This window comes from Flavobacterium phragmitis, from assembly GCF_900112575.1.
GTDB lineage: Bacteria > Bacteroidota > Bacteroidia > Flavobacteriales > Flavobacteriaceae > Flavobacterium > Flavobacterium phragmitis.
In genome coordinates this window covers 114,884-135,017 of record NZ_FOMH01000016.1, presented here as the reverse complement: position 1 = coordinate 135,017, position 20,134 = coordinate 114,884, and the positions used below count along the sequence as shown (strand labels likewise).

16 protein-coding genes are annotated in these 20,134 nt (G+C 33.0%); 8 read left to right on the top strand and 8 right to left on the bottom strand.

Annotation, left to right across the window (positions count from 1 at the left end; translation table 11 throughout):
• The coding region (locus tag BM289_RS23245) for a bifunctional 4-hydroxy-2-oxoglutarate aldolase/2-dehydro-3-deoxy-phosphogluconate aldolase (protein WP_091498344.1) at positions 1 to 652 on the top strand (652 nt) is incomplete at its 5' end.
• A gap of 209 nt (positions 653 to 861) precedes the next feature.
• On the opposite strand, the gene BM289_RS23240 is transcribed toward BM289_RS23245, so the two are convergent.
• Positions 862 to 2,634: a mechanosensitive ion channel family protein gene (locus BM289_RS23240; RefSeq protein WP_091498331.1), complete on the bottom strand. Its 1,773-nt coding sequence runs from the start codon at positions 2,632 to 2,634 to the stop codon at positions 862 to 864.
• Positions 2,635 to 2,829: 195 nt separating this feature from the next.
• Between BM289_RS23240 and BM289_RS23235 the strand changes: the two genes are divergently transcribed.
• The 6 genes from BM289_RS23235 (at position 2,830) to BM289_RS23205 (ending at position 7,588) form a co-directional block, all read left to right on the top strand.
• Entirely contained in the window at positions 2,830 to 3,228 is a 399-nt protein-coding gene (locus BM289_RS23235) for a lipocalin-like domain-containing protein (protein ID WP_091498328.1), read from the top strand.
• Positions 3,229 to 3,446: 218 nt separating this feature from the next.
• A complete protein-coding gene (locus BM289_RS23230; protein WP_091498325.1) occupies positions 3,447 to 3,737 on the top strand; it encodes a GNAT family N-acetyltransferase in 291 nt (96 codons plus the stop codon).
• A gap of 166 nt (positions 3,738 to 3,903) precedes the next feature.
• On the top strand, positions 3,904 to 4,524 hold the full coding sequence (locus BM289_RS23225) for an alpha/beta hydrolase (protein WP_091498322.1): 621 nt from the start codon (positions 3,904 to 3,906) through the stop codon (positions 4,522 to 4,524).
• Positions 4,524 to 4,874, top strand: coding sequence for a cupin domain-containing protein (locus tag BM289_RS23220; protein WP_091498318.1), 351 nt, complete (start codon positions 4,524 to 4,526; stop codon positions 4,872 to 4,874). The genes BM289_RS23225 and BM289_RS23220 overlap by 1 nt, the downstream gene beginning before the upstream one ends.
• A 633-nt stretch (positions 4,875 to 5,507) precedes the next feature.
• Positions 5,508 to 6,446 (top strand): ring-cleaving dioxygenase, encoded by a 939-nt coding sequence (locus BM289_RS23210; protein ID WP_091498314.1) that lies wholly within the window; start codon positions 5,508 to 5,510, stop codon positions 6,444 to 6,446.
• A gap of 140 nt (positions 6,447 to 6,586) precedes the next feature.
• Positions 6,587 to 7,588 carry a type I glyceraldehyde-3-phosphate dehydrogenase gene (locus tag BM289_RS23205; protein ID WP_091498311.1) on the top strand — a complete coding sequence of 334 codons (1,002 nt, stop codon included), beginning with the start codon at positions 6,587 to 6,589 and terminating at the stop codon, positions 7,586 to 7,588.
• A 698-nt stretch (positions 7,589 to 8,286) separates the two neighbouring features.
• Here BM289_RS23205 and BM289_RS23200 read toward each other — a convergent pair.
• Together BM289_RS23200 and BM289_RS23195 are read right to left on the bottom strand one after the other, a co-directional pair.
• Entirely contained in the window at positions 8,287 to 8,532 is a 246-nt protein-coding gene (locus BM289_RS23200; RefSeq protein ID WP_091498309.1) for a hypothetical protein, read from the bottom strand.
• A 386-nt stretch (positions 8,533 to 8,918) separates the two neighbouring features.
• Complete coding sequence (locus BM289_RS23195) at positions 8,919 to 10,208, bottom strand: hypothetical protein (protein WP_091498306.1); 1,290 nt, start codon at positions 10,206 to 10,208, stop codon at positions 8,919 to 8,921.
• Between the two features lie 430 nt (positions 10,209 to 10,638).
• Here BM289_RS23195 and BM289_RS23190 point away from each other — a divergent pair, with 430 nt between their 5' ends.
• On the top strand, positions 10,639 to 11,097 hold the full coding sequence (locus BM289_RS23190) for an RNA methyltransferase (protein ID WP_091498304.1): 459 nt from the start codon (positions 10,639 to 10,641) through the stop codon (positions 11,095 to 11,097).
• A 19-nt stretch (positions 11,098 to 11,116) separates the two neighbouring features.
• Here the strand turns inward: BM289_RS23190 and BM289_RS23185 are convergent, their stop codons facing one another.
• From BM289_RS23185 to BM289_RS23160, 5 genes are all read right to left on the bottom strand, one after another.
• Positions 11,117 to 11,755, bottom strand: coding sequence for an MBL fold metallo-hydrolase (locus tag BM289_RS23185; RefSeq protein WP_091498301.1), 639 nt, complete (start codon positions 11,753 to 11,755; stop codon positions 11,117 to 11,119).
• A 172-nt stretch (positions 11,756 to 11,927) separates the two neighbouring features.
• Positions 11,928 to 13,535 carry a RagB/SusD family nutrient uptake outer membrane protein gene (locus BM289_RS23180; RefSeq protein ID WP_091498298.1) on the bottom strand — a complete coding sequence of 536 codons (1,608 nt, stop codon included), beginning with the start codon at positions 13,533 to 13,535 and terminating at the stop codon, positions 11,928 to 11,930.
• 11 nt (positions 13,536 to 13,546) lie between these two features.
• Complete coding sequence (locus tag BM289_RS23175; protein WP_091498295.1) at positions 13,547 to 16,537, bottom strand: SusC/RagA family TonB-linked outer membrane protein; 2,991 nt, start codon at positions 16,535 to 16,537, stop codon at positions 13,547 to 13,549.
• 860 nt (positions 16,538 to 17,397) lie between these two features.
• Positions 17,398 to 18,810, bottom strand: a complete 1,413-nt coding sequence (locus tag BM289_RS23165; protein WP_091498290.1) for an APC family permease — start codon at positions 18,808 to 18,810, stop codon at positions 17,398 to 17,400.
• Between the two features lie 59 nt (positions 18,811 to 18,869).
• Positions 18,870 to 20,120, bottom strand: a complete 1,251-nt coding sequence (locus tag BM289_RS23160) for an NAD(P)/FAD-dependent oxidoreductase (protein ID WP_091498287.1) — start codon at positions 20,118 to 20,120, stop codon at positions 18,870 to 18,872.
• Between the last annotated feature and the right edge of the window lie 14 nt (positions 20,121 to 20,134).

Below are 20,134 nucleotides of genomic sequence, written 5' to 3'. Positions count from 1 at the left end.
TGAAGTGGCTCAGACCATGAAAGAAAACGGTATGGTTCCGTTGTTTTTTCATTCTGATATCGAATTGAGTAAAAAAGTATTGAAAGCCTGTTACGACGGCGGATCCCGATTAATGGAGTTTACCAGCAGAGGCGACTTTGCGCATGAAGTTTTCGGAGCGCTGAACAAATATGCTTTAGCAGAACTTCCGGGAATGATCTTAGGAGTTGGTTCTATTACAGATGCGGCTTCGGCTTCATTGTATATGAGTTTAGGAGCAAATTTTATTGTAACTCCTGTTTTCAGGGAAGATATTGCAATTGCGTGCAACCGCAGAAAAGTATTGTGGTCTCCTGGCTGCGGTACTTTAACAGAAATTGCAAGGGCAGAAGAATTAGGCTGTGAAATCGTGAAATTATTTCCAGCAGACACCTATGGTCCGGAATTTATCAAAGCCATAAAAGGACCTTGTCCGTGGACGAACATTATGCCTACAGGCGGTGTTTATCCAACCAAAGAAAGTTTAAGTTCATGGTTAAATGCAGGAGCAACTTGTGTTGGTTTAGGTTCGCAATTAATTTCAAAAGATATATTAGATAAAAAAGACTTTGACGGATTGACTGCAAAAGTGAAACAGGTTCTTGACATTATTAAGGAAATCAGAGAAAAATAAAATACACTTTTTGGTACTGAATCAAATACCTGTACAACTTAAGAAATAGGAAAATTTATTAGCTTGGTAAATAAGTGGCAAAATAAATGTTAGTGTAAAGAAAATTAATCCCAGCTCCTCACAAAAGGATTAATCCAATTATTCTAACAAGGACAAATGCCACTTATTGATTTTGTTTTATTATTCTCTTTATAACTATAAGATATAAATTATTCTTGATCAGTATTAAAACTTCCTTTATCAGGATATTTAAGCGTATCTTTTAATTCCTCGACACGTTTAGGATCAAATTTAGGCAATTGTAATTCGTTATTTTCTTTCCACTTTTTTATGGTCTCAGAAATTGCCTCTGATTTTTCTGTTGAAGATGGTGTATGACGAGCCATATAAAGTGTTTGTGAAGGATAAGCTAAAGAGGTTCCGCTCTGCTCTATTATATCCATCATTCGCAATAATATATCTTCCTGTACTTCTTGAGAAGTTTCTACATTTATAGCTTCAATGTAAGCTGTAACTTCAACTTTTAAAGCATCAGCCGTAATACCCGTAAAGCGAACTATTGGGTTTGAATTGTTTATGGCTGGATGAGCATATAATAAAGACCTTAATTCTACTAACAGATAACGCATTTGATCTGGAGAAGTTTCCATTCTAAAATTAAATATCGGATTAAATATAAAACGATCACGATGTGTATAATTTTCTATTTTACTAGCTGATAGTTGTCCATTTGGAATCGTTACAATAGTCCTTGCTGAAGTTCTAAGCGTGGTCGAACGCATTCCAATCGATTCTACCGTTCCTTTAATATCATCTATTCGACAATAATCTCCTACCCGTAAAGGCTGATCTGCAATAAGACTCACACTTCCAACAAAATTTTCAATTGTTTTTTGTGCTCCTAATGCTAATGCGATACCCCCAATTCCTAGTGCGGCAAGTCCCGCTGTAACATCAACACCAATAATTCCGAGTAAAGCAATAATTCCTAATACTACAATAGCGGCTTTAGTTGTACGACTTAAAAATAAAATAGCTGAAATAGCCGAAATACGTCCGCTCCTACTCATTCTGCTTCGTGCAAACATACTTACAAAATCGGTCATTCTCCAAAGCAGTATTAAAAAAGCAAGAATTCCTATTGTGATAATGATGATTCCGAAACGCTGTCGTACAATTATACTAATTCCCATGCGCTGGGTAAAAGCTACAAATAAAAGTACTGTAAGATACATGTGAACTGGCAATGTTAATGCTTCTATAATAGCTGTTCCCTGTTCTGTAGCCGCTTTTTTCCATGTTTTCTGCACCAGAAGGCCAATTAGAAATACGAGTAATCTGGCAAGTAAATAAGATAAAACGGTCATCACAACAACTACTACCCAATGTCCCAACGGAACATTACCTAATTTTCTTTCTTTTAAAACGGTTGGTAATATTCGATCCAGAAAAGTCTTTTCTTTAGAAACATCAGCAGAGAGAATCGATTCTACGGTTTCTGCAGAAAAAAGCCATAATGCGGGCTGACTGTCATCTGACTGGTTTTCTACATACAGCTGAATTGCTGTTTTATTTGTGGATATACTTCCAACATGATCTACGCCTGTTCCCAAATCATCATCTGTCCGTCCCGTTTCTTTATTGCTTATAATAGAAGATGGCGATAAATTTCCTCCTTGATCTAATAACTGCTGAAAAGTCTTTGCTATACGAATCCTTTCTGCTGTTTTACGATACGAGCGTTTACTTAATACAAAATATTGACTAGCACGAAGGTAATTCTGGTCACCAATAGCTTTTATAAAACCGTTAACAGTTCCTTGAGGTGTTCTTCTTCCTAAAGAATCTTCTGGAGCTTTGGCTGGTTCTTCAGCTGCGCGTTTACTTGCACCTAATAATTGGGCTGTTACTGTTTCGGGTTTAATTAGTAATGCCGACCATAATAGAAAAAAAGGCAGTAAACGTTTGGTATTTAAACTCATATCACTTCGATTTTCTGATTTAATAATCTAAAAATAAGAAATATAGAAGAGAAAAGAAACCTAAAATCATTGAAATAGTCATACTAGCATTAAATAAAAACTCTTCATAAAACAAGAAATTTATTATTAATTAAGTTTTTCTATATTTGGATGAAATTATCTTATATTTGACTACACAATTATATATTTGAACATATGAAAAAAATACTTTTAGTAGCTTTTTTAATAGTCTTGGCATCGTGTTCAGGCAGTAGTGATATAATACCAGATGACACATCAGGTGACATCAACGGTGTTTGGATGCTAAAAGCTCAATATGGCGATAATGGCAGAGAAGGTTTAACTGAATGCCGACTTCTTGAAAGTCTTTCTTTTGAAGGCAATTCAGTTATAATGGTAAAAGCTGATGAAAAAGCAAATTCTGAATGTAATGTTAGTACTTCAGAAGGAACTTTCACTAAAACAGAAACAAATTTATTACTTACTGTAGGAAATGAAAATATACAGTATAAAATCAAAGAATTAACCAAAACTAAACTTTTTGTACTGCTAGCAAATTCATCAAAAGCATTTACATACGAAAGAGCGGAATAAGTATATTTCGACAATATCATATAAAAAAAGCAGTGTTTCTCTTTATTTTGAGGCACTGCTTTTTTATTATTTCATTCAATAATTCAGTACTAAATCTATAATAAATCGTAAATTTAAATTCCCCATTTTTTTCTTAATCTAGATTAATCGATAGACTTTTATGTCTCATCTAACTTTGTAAAAGAAATTTAACAACATCAATTATAACCTAAAATAATATGGAAACGATAAAACTAGAATTAGACGAGAAAAAACATGGTGCTTTTAATCTTTATGTAGACGGCAAAAAACTGGGCGAAATGACCGTAAGCCTTAAACCAGATTTATTAACGGTTTATCATACGGGAGTTGAACCAGAAGCTGAGGGAAAAGGTTATGCGAAAAAACTTTTGGAAGAAATGGTTTCTTATGTACGAGCTAACAACTTAATGGTTTTACCGCTTTGTCCATATGTTCATGCACAATTCAAAAGACATCCAGACGAATATCAGGATATTTGGAAGAAATAATCTTAGCCACAGATTACATGATTTAAATGATTTTTCTTTAGCCACGAATTTCGCAAATTTTCACAAATTCAAATATAATATAGTGCCCCGAGCGATAGCGAATAGGCGAAGCAAATTCATGGCAAAAAAACATCTCAAAACATTTTAATTTTAAAAATATAAACATATGAATACAGAAATCTTAACAGATGGTATTCCATTAGACGAAGCTAAAAAAGCCTTAATCCTAATTCACGGGCGTGGTGCAAGTGCTCATGATATACTTTCAATAGCAAAACATCTTAAAGTGGATGACTTTGCATTGGTAGCGCCTCAGGCAGAAAACAGGACTTGGTATCCTTACTCTTTTCTTGCTCCTTTAAACGAAAATGAACCTTATTTTTCAAAATCATTAGAAGCTATTCATCAAGTTGTAGTTGCGATACAGCAAAACGGAATAGAAAAAGAGAACATTTACTTTCTTGGGTTTTCACAGGGAGCTTGTCTTGCTTTGGAATTTACTGCTAGAAATGCAGCTAAATACGGAGGCGTTGTAGCTTTTACTGGCGGACTAATTGGCGATAAAGTTTATGAAAATCATTATTCAGGAAACTTTGAAAACACACCAATCTTCATTGGAACAAGTGATCCAGATTTTCACGTGCCAGTTGAAAGAGTAAATGATTCTGAAGCACTTCTGACAAAAATGGGTGCAGATGTTATCAAAAAAATCTATCCTAATATGGGACATACTATTAGTAAAGATGAAGTTGATTGTGCAAATGCTTTGATTTTTAATAAAAAATAATGATCACGATTACCCGAGTTTACAGCGATTCCAATGGAGAAAGTCATTTTGAAGACTTTGAAGTTCCATTGAAAAACAATGGAGATATCGGATTTTTATCTGATGATGAACCTGTAAAATCTATAGTTTTTAGAGAAGTACTTCCCTCCTATGATTATGATTTTCACAATGCTCCTGATCGCCAATACATTGTTTTACTGGATGGAGGCGTAGAAATTGAAACTTCTTTAGGAGAAAAAAGAAAATTTGAAACTGGCTCCATTCTTCTGGTGGAAGATACCACAGGAAAAGGACATAAAACTAAAAATATCGAACCAAAACTTCGAAAATCCATATTCATAAAATTATAAAACACAGCCGGCAATTTGTCGGCTTTTCTAGTATTACAATTCTTCGAAACCGACACAGAATCGAAATATAAAAATATCTTTATTCTATCCTCTTTATTCTATCCTCTTTATTCTATCCTCTTTATTCTATCCTCTTTATTCTATCCTCTTTATTCTATCCTCTTTATTCCATCCTCTTTATTCCATCCTCTTTATTCCATCCTCTTTATTCCATCCTCTTTATTCCATCCTCTTTATTCCATTCTCTTTATTCTATTCTCTTTATTCTATTCTCTTTATTCTATTCTCTTTATTCTATTCTCTTTATTCTATTCTCTTTATTCTATTCTCTTTATTCTATTCTCTTTATTCTATTCTCTTTATTCTATTCTCTTTATTTTATTCTCTATTCTCTATTCTCTAAATACAAATAACAACAATCTTAAAATGACGATATATCGAAAAGGATTAAAAACAAAAAAAACAATAACAATATAAAAACCAACACTTTATCATACTTGGAATGTTATTTGGTTATTTCTTTACGGATATAAAAAAAGGTTTCTTATTTCTTAATCTAGGTTAATCGATTCAGAGCGATAACGGGCGTAAATTTGTATAAGAAATCAATAACAATTTAATACCACACATACCATGGAAAATACAATTTTAGGCTTACACCATATTACTGCAATTGCAGGGGACGCTAAAAGAAACTTCGATTTTTATTCCAAAATATTAGGACTACGTTTCATCAAAAAAACAGTAAACTTTGATGATCCAGGAACTTACCACTTTTACTTTGGTGATGAGGTTGGAAGTGCTGGAACAATCTTAACTTTTTTCCCTTGGGGAGCAGGAATTCAGCAAGGCAGAAAAGGTTCCGGAATGGCTACAGAAATTGGTTACTCTGTTCCTAAAGGAAGTCTGGATTTCTGGCAAAAACGTTTTGAACAATACAATGTAATCTATAATAAACCAGCAGATAAATTCGGCGAAAAATATCTAACTTTCTTAGATCCGGATGGTTTGAAATTAGAATTAATCGAATCTAAAACAGAAGATAATAGAAAACCTTGGGAAACAGACGAGGTGAAAGCTGATGTAGCAACAAAAGGTTTTCATAACATCACTTTGACTTTAAACGACATCAAAGCAACCGCTGCCATCTTAACCGAAATTTTTGGTTACAAATTAATTGATCAAGAAGTAAATCGTTATCGTTATGCTACAGATGCAGTAGAAAATGCTGCTATTGTTGACTTGGTAGAATTGACTGATGAAAAAAGAGGTTTAAATGCCAACGGTACTGTTCATCACGTGGCATTCCGTGTTAAAAATGATGAAATTTTGATGCACTTCCGTGAAAAAATCGAAGCTTACGGATTGTCCATTACACCACAGATTGATAGACAATATTTCCACTCTTTGTATTTCAGAGAACCGGGAGGAGTATTGTTTGAAATTGCTACCGACAATCCTGGATTTACTGTAGATGAAAGCTTAGAAGAATTGGGTAAAGACCTGAAACTTCCTGCTCAATACGAAGCACACAGAAAAGCTATTGAAGATCATTTGGTGAAAATTAATTAATCCAAAACATTTAAGTAGTAAATGGAAACATAAAAAAGAGTATTTTTATTAATAAATTGATAATCAGAATCTTATTTTATGTTTCCTTTTTTTTAGGATATAATCCCATAATAATTAGTAATCCATAAAACAAATATATCATGGCAAAAATAGCATTATACGGATTTGGCCGAATCGGAAGACAATTTCTCCGAATAGCCCTAAAAAACAATCTTTTTGTTCCTGAAGTCATTGCTGACATTCAAGATATAGATTTGCTAGGAGCGCTTTTTAGTGTCGATTCGAACTACGGAAGATGGCACGAAGAAGTAAAAACAGCAGATGAAAATTTTATAATTGGAGACAGAAAAATTCCGTACAAGAATTCTAAACTGGATATTCCAGACTGGAACGCATTAGGAATTGATCTAGTTGTAGATTGTACCGGCCGTGCAACGAACAGAGAAAACGCTCAAAAACACATTGACAAAGGAGCAAAATATGTTCTGATAAGTGCGCCGAGCAAATCTTTAGCTGATTGCGATGCTGTACTTTTAAAAGGTATTAACCTTGATGAATTTGATGCATCGAATCATAAAATCATAAGCATGGGAAGCTGTACAACAAATGCTTTAGCCGCTGTTGTAAAAGTAATTCAAGAAAATTTTGGAATTGAATATGGTTTATTCTCAACGGTTCACTCCTACACCAACACACAATCATTGACAGATCAACCCATGAAAGACAGACGCGATTCTTGGGCAGCTGCAGAAAATATAATTCCGTCTTCATCTGGAGCAGCAAAAGCATTACAGTTTATTTGGAGTGATTTAAAAATTACTGGAAAAGCCTATAGAGTTCCAACTAAAACAGGTAGTATAGCCGAATTAAACTTGGTGACAACCAAAGATTGTTCTGTAGAAGAAGTAAATGATGTTTTTAGAAAAGCAGCCAAAGAAGGGTCTTTAAAAGGAGTTTTGGATGTTTTGGAAGAGCAATGGAGTTCTGCTAGAATTGTAGGAGATCCACATTCTTCTATCATCGATTTACCACTAACAACAAAACAAGGAAACTTACTTTCTGTAGCAGCATGGTATGATAACGAATGGGGATTTGCCAACCGACTTGCTGAAGTTGCGCAATACATTTCGACGAAAATCTAAATATACAATAGTTACAGGATAATCTTGTGACAAAACCTCAGCGGGGTCAAATATTTATAGAATTACTATAAGATAAATAAATAAAAGCTTTAGCAGAGCGGCACATTTTATAGATTAAGAAAAATTATGTCGCTCCGCTGGAGCTTTATATGGTAAACATTTAATTTTTCTAAAAATATTCCGCTTCGCTGAAGCTTACAAAAGAGAATATTTTATTCTTTTAAAATTTAAAAAATCCATAACAAGAGAGTTTTATAGTGCTTTTTGTTATGGATTTCTATTAGATATAATTTATAAACTTAAATCATAGATCATATTAAATCCAATCCTAATTCGGGATGGAAATTTGACTAATAATGATTTTTAGAAGGAGAAATAAAGTACTTTTTTGAGGATAAAAAAGTATCGAGAATGAATTTTATCACGTATTTATCATAAAAAATTTCCATTATTAAAAAATGTGTTTTATACAATTACAACTGCTTATGCGAAACTTAAAAACAACGTTTTAAAAAAGATATATCTCAGTATTATTTTGAAACTATGTAACGCATAACCAAATCACTATTCTTATGCAAAATGATTAGATATAAAAAAAGCGCCACTTCTTGACGAAGAGACGCTTTCTTTTTAAAACTTAAATTTACTTTTAGTTTATTTTATTCTTTCATTTTTAATAACTGAAATCACACAGCAAGCTACTTGATGTAAATTGTATCACTGAGATTCTCGGCATTGATAAATGCCGCAATGTACTGATGTACTTCGCTCCTTCTATCTTGAGCTGTTTCAAATGTATTAAGATGAAACTCGTCATCTTGATCCAGAATGTGTATGATTTCTGTATAACCTTTCGAGATAAGGCTTCCTTTTAATTTGATGACTGTGAGCTGTTGGCGGGGATCCAAATCTTTTCTCACTTTTAATTGTATAGCTTTTTCCATATTTAAAAGATTTGTCTGCTGAATGTCATGTATTTCAAAACCAAATTTAAATATTTTATACTTTCTTCAATTTCCAAAATAGTTAAAATTAACACCGTGTACTTTAGATTTAGCAACCTTCTATTTTCAGGACCATTCCCCTTTTAAAAATTAAAGTATTAATACACAATATGTTAATTAAATTGTTTTTCCACTAAAATTTGAATCCCATTTTATTTAAACAGTAATATATTTCTCAACATATATTTTCACAATATAAACTATTGTATATCAAATAATTAAACACAATTCACAGATATAATATATTTTATAGGATAAATTATTAAATAAAAAAAGAAGCCGAAACTAGTTGTTTCGGCTTCTTTTTCATTATTCTATTATTTTAATTACTTTCCGCTAGAAGCAGTAATATTTCCTAATTTAAGTCTAAAATCTGGTCTTCTTGCATTGTATGCATCAACAAAAGTTTCCTGATTTTCAGTGTGAGAATAAACATTTGCAAAGATGCTGTTTCCGTACCAATTTTCTAAGTCAGTATTATCTTTGTTGTTTTCTGTGAAGATATTACCATTACATTGATTGAAAAACATTTCTTCAAATTTAATTTTCTTTAAGTTAGCCGAATTGATTTCAGTTTTACTGTCTATTAATACAGCAGGATTGAATCCAGAAACTACACTTCTTTTTAATTCTAAAGAGGCATTTTCAGCAACATAAACAGCTTCTTTTACTAAACCTGACTGAATATCTGCTTTAATTTTTTCACTATCATTAAGTAATGTTATGTTTGAAGCAGAAACTGACGTGAATTTTTTAGTAAAATCAGTTTCATTTTTCTTTTCGTATCCTTTTACTTCTAAACATCTAGATCCATCTTTATTACTTGATAAATAAGAAGATCTAACAGCTAAAGAATTGTACAAACGAGCTTGAACTCCTTGTGTGAATTTAAAGTCATCGTTGATAGATTTGTATGATACTAATTGAGAAGCATTTACATCACCACCATAAAAAGCAAATGAATCACCACCAGAGTAGCTCACCATAATATTTTCTATAACCGTTTTGTTACCAACTCCTGCAATAGTTAATCCATTAAAACTATCTAGACCTTTAACTTTTTTACCTGCAAATTCGATTCTCACAAATTTTAAAACTCCAGAGTTACTAGCTTCATTGTTTCCGCCGTAAACAGTAAGAGCCGGATCAAGATCTAAGTTATAAGAACCTACACTTCCAAATTTATTGATTGGAGCGTCACCTAGAACAACTACACCACCCCAGTCGCCAGCTTTTTTCATGCTTTTGTTGGAAGTAAATATAATAGGATCTGTTTCTTGTCCGATTGCCATAATCTGAGCACCTTTTGTAATTACCAGAGTACCTTTTGTTTCCGCATCTCCAATAATTACTGTACCTGGCTCAATTGTAAGCACGGCATTATTCGTAACATATACATTTCCTTGAAGAACGTATACATTTCTTTTCAGTAATTTGGTATTCTCGGCAATGTTTCCTGCTAAAATTTGATTTGCTTCCTTAGATTCAACTTTATGAGGTTTAAACTCTGTCCAGTTATCCAACCAGTTGTTGTATCCAATAATTCCTTTTTCCTGTTGTGCGTTTATGCTGGCTGCTGTCAGCAATAAACAAACCAATAAAGTAATTTTTTTCATAATCTTGGGGCTTTTGTGGTATTATTAAAACTTATTTTGGCACGTTGAGTAATAAAAAAATCTGTTTATTATATTTTAAAACTCAGGGCTTAACCTGGATAAATTTTGTTTCATCAGCAGTTGAAATTAAAATACTGTTAGCAATTTCAAATGTGCCTTTCCACAAATTTAAGTAAATAAATGCAATAAATCCCAGTCTTTACGCATATTTAACAATTGTTAACCGCTAAATAACATCATGATTTTTCTAAAATAGCTGCCTAATATCTTTAAAAAACTTAATCACAAGAACAATTTATAAAAGAGAAAAATAAAACAAAAATCACAAAAAAATATATAAAACACTAATAAACAACAAATTAAAACCAAATACACATAGTCGCAAATAAAAAAATTGATTTATGTTTTTGCAGTTTGTACTTTTGCCTTTATGAATGATAATTTTATAAATGAGTATTTCGGTATCGGAATACAAAATGGTAAAACACCTGAAAACTTAGGTGTTTTATGGCGGTCTGCTCAAAATTTAGGCGCTACTTTTATATTTACTATAGGCAATCGATATGCTAAACAAGCTTGCGATACACATGATGCCGTAAAAGCAATTCCTTATTTCCACTATGATACTTTCGAAGCTTTTTTTGAAAATTTACCAAAAGGGGCACGATTGGTTGGTGTCGAATTAACTGACAAAGCTGTAGATTTAGAAACATTCGAACATCCTAGACGCTGTGTTTATTTACTTGGAGCAGAAGATCACGGTTTACCTAAAAAAGCTATGGAAAAATGCCATCATTTAGTAAAATTCAAATCCGAAAAAAGTTTAAATGTAGCCGTAGCAGGCACTATTATTATGTATGATAGAAATTTGCCTAAACCACGTTCTTAAAAGTTCGTTTTATTCCTTACTAACAAATCCAATTATTTTTAATAATTGCAGTTACTGCTCCCGAACTATATTCTGGAGTACTTACCAAAACTACCGTTCTATCGCCAAACAAATCATAAGACAAACCCTGCGGACCTATTCCAGTTTTTGAGAAACTATATTTTTGAACATTTAGATTGTTCCACTTTTCATCTAGTAAACTCAATGGTTTTTCTGCCGACTCAGCATTCCATTGAACTTCGCTTATCATGATTTTTTTTGCATTCTTAAGATAGTCTAATCCTCTAGAATAGTCTGATGGAAGGTCAGTTGGTATCAAATAGTCAATATCTTTAGATTTGTATCCAACTTTTGCCAGCTTTTCGCTGATGATATCCTCAAGTTCTAAAAATGGTTTGTTAATGAGATTTTGAAAAAAACTCAATTCTTTTTTGTCACGTTTAATTTGACGCATTTCTGCATGACACATTTGGTCAATCAAAACAATACCTTTTGGGTGTTCTATCAAATAGCTTGATACAGGAAGCCAAACTTTACATTTTACTGGTTTTGCCATTCCTGTATAGGAAAATGCATGAAAGTTATCATTTTCACTGGCAGGAAGAATTCGATCAACTCTTACCTGTCCGTTTTGCAAATTATGAACCTTAATTTCCATAATCAAACCGTATTTATTATTGGATAATTATTTAATTCTAAAGATAAAAAAACGGATTTTAGAATACTTACCATTCAAAGAAAAAATCCTTTTTAAATGATAGTAAAAGATAGGAAGCAAAAATTAATTTACTCCCTATCGAAACTAAAAAATTCAAATTATTCTATCTTAACTATTGAATATAACCTGGGTTTTGCTTTAGGTTACTGTTTCTTTCCAACTGTACCTGAGGTATCGGCAGAATAGCTCTAAAAGCACCTTGAGGATTAGCTTTATTTGAGAACCAAGATTTTGTTGAATATACTCCAAATCGTATCAAATCCTGTTTTCTATGAGCTTCACCAACGAATTCCCAAGCTAATTCATCCAGAAAACCACCATATTGAATATCTGCTCCACCTTCCAAATTTGTAATTACTCCAGCCTCATAAGTACCGTATTTATAAACGCTTCCTCCTAAAAGTTTTGCGCCTGTAACAGTTGCTTTAGCTGGATTGGTATTTTTAAAGTTTCTTTGTCTAATCTGTGTTACAATTGCAGCTGCTCCGTTGGCATCTCCCGTTCTTAGCAAACACTCTGCCTTAATCATCATTGCATCGGCTAATCTGTAAAACGGAACATCATTACTTGTTTGAGCTATATCGCCAGTACCAATTTCATATTTAACCATTCTATACCCCTCATTAGGTTCACAACCGTTTACATTGGTCATATAATTAATATATTCAAATTGTTTACCGTCTACCATTATTGGATCTCCTTTACTGGTATATTGTTTTCCTCCTAGCCAGCAATCTTTTAATCTTTGATCATCGGGGTCGTAAGTATCTATAAACTGAGGAATACCTCCAGTTCCATTCCAAGGTCCTCCTGCTAATTCGTAAGTCGCCTGACTTGGAGCTGCTAATGTTCTAAATGGCCAGCTTGTTCCAGGCGCTTTTACCTGATCAAAAGGAATAGATAATATTTCTTCTGGCGAAGTTTCATTTTTAATTTTGAAATTATCCAAATAATTGCTGTTTAAGCTAAACAAACCACTATTTATCACATCATTGACTTCGGCTAAAGCTTCTGTCCATTTTGGTGTTCCTATGTAAACTTCTGCATTTAAATATAATTTTGCTAGAGTCATTTTAACAGCCCATGTTGTAATTTTTCCATAAGTAGCCGAATCATTCTTATCACTCAAATAGGGTAAAGCGGCTTTTAATTCACTTTCTACAAAATCATATACTTCTTTGCCTGTATTTTGCGTAGGTAAATATCCTTTTGGGAAATCGTATTTGGTTACAATAGGAACATTTCTAAAATTATCCAATAACAAATAATAATAAATCGCTCTTAGCGCTTTCAATTCTTGATAAACAGCTTCTCTATTCTCAAGATCCGGTATTTGCTCTATTTGAAAAATAGCTTTATTTACATTGTTTACACCATTAAACAAATAATTCCAATTTCCTTCTGCATGAGGAAGCGGCGCCTCATAAGTATGCAAGTGCATTGTAATGTAATAATCTCCCCAACCAATACCATTTCTCTGTGGTGTAACCATCAAATCTGACGAGTCTTCATATAGGTTAAAAGCGGCATCCCAATCTGCATAAATTTGTCTAAATGAATTATAAGCCGGAGCTACAATACTATTTAGATCTTCTGCAGTAAATTTAGTGTCTTCTGCAACCACTTTATCATAAACGGTTTCATCTAAATTTGTACATCCTGCTCCCAAAAGAAACATTCCAGAAACAAGGAATTTATATATTATATTTTTATTCTTCATTTTGATTCAATTTAAAAAGTTACATTCAAACCTAAAGTAAAAGATCTTGTAGAAGGATATTTATCTCTATTATCCATTCCTTGAGTCAAAGGATCTTCTCTTTTAATTTCCGGATCCAAACCTTTGTATTTTGTAAATGTGCCTAAATTATTGCCAGATACATATAATCGCATTGCGCTTAAGAATTTAAACGGCTTAACATCAAAATTATAAGATAAGGTTACATTATCTACCTTTACATAATCACCTTGTTCTATATAATAGCTTACGTAAGTCTGATTATAATTTAATACCGCTTTATCATATACTTTGTCGTATGCAGTATCTAACATATTGTAAGCAATTGTCGGATTTTCATAAAACATACGCTGTGAGTTTAATATTTGAAAATCAAAAGCACCAGTCAGTATCACACTCAAATCAAACTTTTTATATGAAAAAGTATTGGTCCAGCCCGCATAATATTGCGGAATTCCATTTCCTAAATACTGCTTGTTATTATCGTTATACATAGCGGTAGTAAGCGTTTGTCTTGTACCATCCGGCAATTCAACAATCCACTTTCCATCAGTTGTAATATCTACCGATTTTAATCCCCAGAAATTACCAATGGACTGACCAACTTCTAATCGATGTGTTGCAAATGAAATAGGGTCTCCTGTATTTCCAACGTTTAAATAATCTCCTTCTATTTTATATAAATCATTGGAAAGACTAGTCAGCTTGTTTTTATTGTGTGAGAAAGTCATTGAAGAATTCCATACAAAATTCTCTGTTTTAACAGGAATGGTATTCAGAAGCACCTCAAATCCTTTGTTTTCCATTTTTCCAACATTTGCTGTCATAGTAGGAAACAAATATGGCGGTGTTGGAACACCATAATTCCACAACATGTCACTTGTTTTTTTGTTGTATACATCAAAGCTTCCACTAATTCTATTATTGGCAAATCCAAAATCAAGACCAATATTTACCTCTGTTGTTTTTTCCCAGCGCAAATCAGGGTTAGGATTACTAGCAGGGACTAATCCTTTTATCCATTGTCCATTATTAAAGAAATAACCAGAATAGTTATATAATGTTTTAGACATATAAGAATCATTAGGAATTACTCCAGTTACTCCATAACCTGCTCTTATTTTTAAGTTATTAATAGCCGCAACATCTTCAAGAAAAGATTCTTTGTTGATACTCCATCCTGCAGAAACTGCTGGAAAATTCCCCCATTGATAGTTGGCACCAAATTTTGAAGAACCTTCTCTTCTGATACTAACTAAAAGATCGTACTTATTATTAAAGTCATAGTTTAGTCTACCAAAGAATCCGATTAGTTTATTATCATTCTTATAACTTGACATTCCCGCTTTTCCATCGGTTAAAGCATTACCTGATCCTAAATTGTTATACGAAAAAGAATCAGTTGGGAAATCATAATTAGAAGCTGAGAATCCTTCATTCATACTATACTGATAACTGTAACCTCCTAAAACAGTAAACTCATGCTTGTCCAACTTTTTATGGTACTTAGTAGTTAATTCCATATAATCATTATCTGTATTTCCTGTGTCTCTTGAAGCTACTCCATTACGTTTATTAATCGTATTAGAATAATGTTTTTTGGTTTCAGCATATCCATTAAAGCCAGTATTCCTATTTTTTGCAAACATTGCTCCTACATCCCATCCAGGTAACAAATCAAGAGTCAAATTGGCTGTAAATCTTTGCCATGTATCTTTTCTATCTTGTATGGTTTCATTTACAATAGCTACTGGATTATAATATTGGAACTTTGCAGGATCTTCATTATAGGTACCGTCTGGATTATATACAGGAGCAGTAGGATTTCTAATCATCGATTGTCTGTATGCATACCCAACAGTTCCTTCATCAAGTCCCATGTTTCTTGTTCCGTTCAGTAAACCTAAATTAACTCTTAACTTGTCGTTGAACATACTATGATTAACATCAAATGAAAATCGGTATTCTTCATTAAATGTATTTTTAAAAACTCCTGTTTGGTCTACATAATTAAGATTTACGATATAGTTAGTCTTTGCATTTCCTCCTTTAAAAGCTAAATTATGGTTCTGAGAAAATCCGCTTCCTGATATTTCTTTTAGCCAATCTGTACTAGCGCCACCATCTGCAAAAGGAATCGTGAAGCCTTGAGAACGCAAGCTTCTCTGTTGGCCGGCATCTAAAAATTTGGCTTTATTTGCAAAATCAGATACAGATGTAAATCCTGAATAGGTAATGGTAGATGGCATATCTTTATTTACCGTTTTTGTAGTAATCAGAATTACCCCATTAGCTCCTCTAGTTCCATAAATAGCGGCGGCAGAGGCATCTTTTAAAACATCTATCGAAGCAATTTCATTTGGAGCAACGGTATCAATACTTCCAGGAACACCATTAATTAATACCAAAGGTCCAGCTCCTCCTAATAAAGTTGAAACTCCACGCAAAGAAATATTTGGAGTTGCTGAAGGGTCACCAGAACCATTGCTAATACTTAAACCTGCAACTTTACCTCTTATAAGGTCCGAAGCATCTCTAATATCTCCTCTCGTAAAATCTTTTTCTTTAATACTGGCAATAGCACTGGTAACCCTTGATTTCTTTTGAGTGCCGTATCCTACTACTACTACATCGGCCAATTGCTCCGTATTTTCGATTAGCACTACCTCTACTTTATTGCCTGAAACTGTAACTTCCTGAGATGCAAATCCGATATAAGAAACAACTAATTTAGAATTTGCTTTTTGAAGGGTCATCTGGAAATTACCATCAAAATCTGATAATACACCATTATTAGATGTATTTTTTTCCATAATTGATACTCCTGAAATCGGAACTCCATGAATGTCTTTTATAGAACCTTGAATCTTTGTTTGTGCAACGGAAACTAAAACCGTAAAGAGAAAAAAAATGGTAAATCCCAGTTTTTTCTTAAACAATTTATTTCCAAAATTTTGCAATACTGAATGGTTAGTAAAATTCATAGCTTTTTGGTTTTTTGGTTTTTGTTTGGTTAAAAAAAAATACTTTGTTTAATGCATAAAATACCAATTGTGTATTTTAGACACTTGTAAAGTTAAATGATAACCAAACTCAAGAAAGCCAACAATTTATCCGAAAGCTGTATTATATTATCCTCTTATTATGTTTTTTCAATAAAAACTGATTAAAAAAAATGGTATCTTAAAAAAATATGTTAATTCAATACAATAAAAAACACCTAATTTTAAAATTCACTAAAAAAACATCAAAATCAAGCACTCAAAATAATCAATTAATAAGATTCATTCGAAAAATCAAGAAATCGACAAAAGTCGAAAGCCCGTCACAATTAATTAAATTAATTTGTGAGGGGCTTTTAGATATTTTAGTAAAAGCTCTAGTTCTCTAACCAGTGATGCAGTATTCTCCTTTGGTCATCATTACTTGACTGCAAAATCTGAAAGGAAAATTTCCGATTATTTAAAACTGAATCTAAATCCTCTTTTAATTCTATTCCTGTATATTTTAAATAATTATTATAATCGATTTGTTTTCTGGCGTAAATATATTCGAAAACATTCTTTAACGAACATACCGCTATCTTTTCACATGATTCTTGAAATTCAGCATCTGTAAAACCACGCTGCAATTTTTTATAATAATGAATATTTCATATGATTACTTATATTTTATAAGTTTTTGTTTTTTTGCCACAGATTGGAGGATTAAAAAGAATTACTATTTTTCTAAATTATTTTTAAATATCCATATTAATTAGATTAGAGTAATTTTTATTTTTTTGCACATAACGTTTTTCAAAAACAATTCGTGAATACGTGGTCAAAAAAGACATCCTCAAGTTCTAAACTTTGTCTTTACTCACAAAATAGTAGTAGATAGGAATCCCTAAAAGCACAATTGCCAATCCCGGTATCGAGGAATTGTACTTGTAAATCAAGAGCATACTACAAATTGTCAAAGCTGCGATAATATAAATAAAAGGCAATACCGGATAACCAATTGCTTTGTACGGACGTTCTAAATCTGGTTTTGTTTTACGAAGTCTAAAAATTCCGGCGATGGTCAAAATGTAAAATATCAAAACTACGAATATTACATACTCCAAAAGTTCATTGTATTTACCACTTAAACAAAGTGCCGATGCCCAAATACATTGAATCCACAATGCTTTTTCCGGTACTCCGTTTTTATTTAATTGCCCTAATTGCTTAAAAAACAATCCATCTTTGGCCATCGTATGATACACACGAGCTCCCGAAAGTATCAAGCCGTTATTACATCCAAAAGTCGAAATCATCAATAATATGGCAATGATATAAGTTCCCGAATTTCCAAAAATATGCTGCGATGCTACAACCCCCACACGATCATTTTCGGCATAGGCAATTTCATTTATCGAAAGAACCGATAAATACATCATATTGGTAGCAATATAAATTACGGTTACAATCAAAGTTCCCAAGAAAAGACTTCTTCCGATATTTTTAGAAGGATTTTTTATTTCGCCTGCAATAAAAGTGACATTATTCCAAGAATCACTGCTGAACAAACTGCCAACGAGACTTGCCGCTAAAGCTCCCATAACCGCAAATCCTGAGTAAGGAACCAACGTATTTCCTTCTAATTTATTAATCGAAAAACCTGTGCTCCAGTTTGCTTTCCAAGTATCGGCTTTTGCTGCAAGAGTAAAACCAAAAATGATAAGTCCGAACAGTGCAATTAGTTTTACCAGCGTAAAAATAGTCTGAATTATTTTTCCTTCTTTTACGCCTCGTGTATTCACATAAGTAAGAAAGACAACTAAAATTATAGAAGTCAATTGTGCTGCCGATATTTGTAAGAAACTAAAATCTATGATACTATTTTTTTCGCTTAAGGAAGGAAAAACATAAGCGGCAAATTTGCTAAAAGCCACACCAACCGCTGCAATTGATCCCGTTTGTATGACAGCAAAAAAGCTCCAGCCATACAAAAAACCGGTAAGCGAATTGAATGCTTCTTTTAAATACACATATTGTCCTCCAGCCTTCGGAAACATACTGCTCAATTCTCCATAACTTAACGCTGCCGCTATAGTTAGAAATCCTGTAAATAACCAAATCAGCAATAAAGCACCTGCCGATCCTACATTCCGAACTATGTCTGCACTAACAATGAAGATTCCTGATCCAATCATAGAACCCGCAACGATCATGGTAGCATCTAATAATCCTAATGATCTTTTGAAATTATTTTTTTCTGTTGTTGATTCCATATTTCCTTGTTGTTTTGTTTTTTTTGTTGTTGAATGAAAATCTGTTTTGGAATTTGCATTTATCCAAACCTTTCTACTTCAAAAGCATTAATATCGATACTTGTAGCTTCTCTATTCACTATTTCTGAAACCAATTTTCCCGTACCTGGGCCAAGGCTTAATCCCATCATGGAATGTCCTGTGGCAACCACAACATTGTTGTATTTTTTTATTCTTCCGATATATGGTAGCCCATCCGCAGAACATGGTCGGTAACCGTACCAAATATCTTCTTCCGTTGGTTTTTGAATATCAAATTCTGGTAAAAAATCTTTAACTGCATTTAGAATTCCGTTGATACGATGGTATTGTGGTTTCTCGGTTGTAGGCACTACTTCCATTGTACCTCCAAATCTAATTTTGTTGCCGTCCATAGGTGCTATGGCAACTCTTCCTTCTGCCAGAATAATGGGATGATTTACTTTATAATCGGAATTTTCTAATGTGATGGAATAACCTCTTCCCGGCATTAGTGATATTTTGGCATTTACTAAAGCAGCGATTTCTCTCGTCCAAGCTCCTGTTGCAATTACAACTTCATCTGCCTCATAAGAGTGTTTGTCGGTAATTACTTCCTTAACAACATTATTCTCTTTTTCAAATGAAACCACAGTTTCCCCTGATTGAAACTGAACCCCATTTGCTACTAAATGCTCTTTTAAAACTTTCATCAGTTTATTTGGATAAACATGTGCATCACAATTGAACTGAACCGCTCCTATCGCATTAATTTTGGTTTGAGGTTCTAATTTCTGTAAGGATTCATAATCTAATAAATTCACATCCAAACCTAATTCTCTTCCTTTAGAAACAGTATGTTCTGCATGTTTAGCAACTGCTTCTGTCTGAAAAACTTCCAGCATTCCTTTGTGCTCGTAGGCAAACTCAAAACCTGGGATTTTTTTCCATTCTAAAAATTCATTCTGGCTCAATAAGGATATATCTCGAAGCGGAATAGCCGATTTGGCAACATTTTGCTCTGTAGCACTTTTAGCAAAATTAATTCCCCAGTCCAATAATGCTTTATTAAAAGAAGGCTTTACATAAAATGGACTTTTAGAGTTAAACATCCATTTGAATCCCTGCCAAACAATGCCCGGCGCCGCCAAGGGTATAAAATGGCTCGGACAAACATATCCTAGATTGCCATAAGAACAATTGTTTTCAAAATGGTCTTTATCGATAACGGTAACCTTACAGCCACTCTGTTGTAAATAAAATGCCGAACTTAATCCTATAATTCCACCGCCTATTACTACTACCTGTTTCATAAATGTGCTTGTAT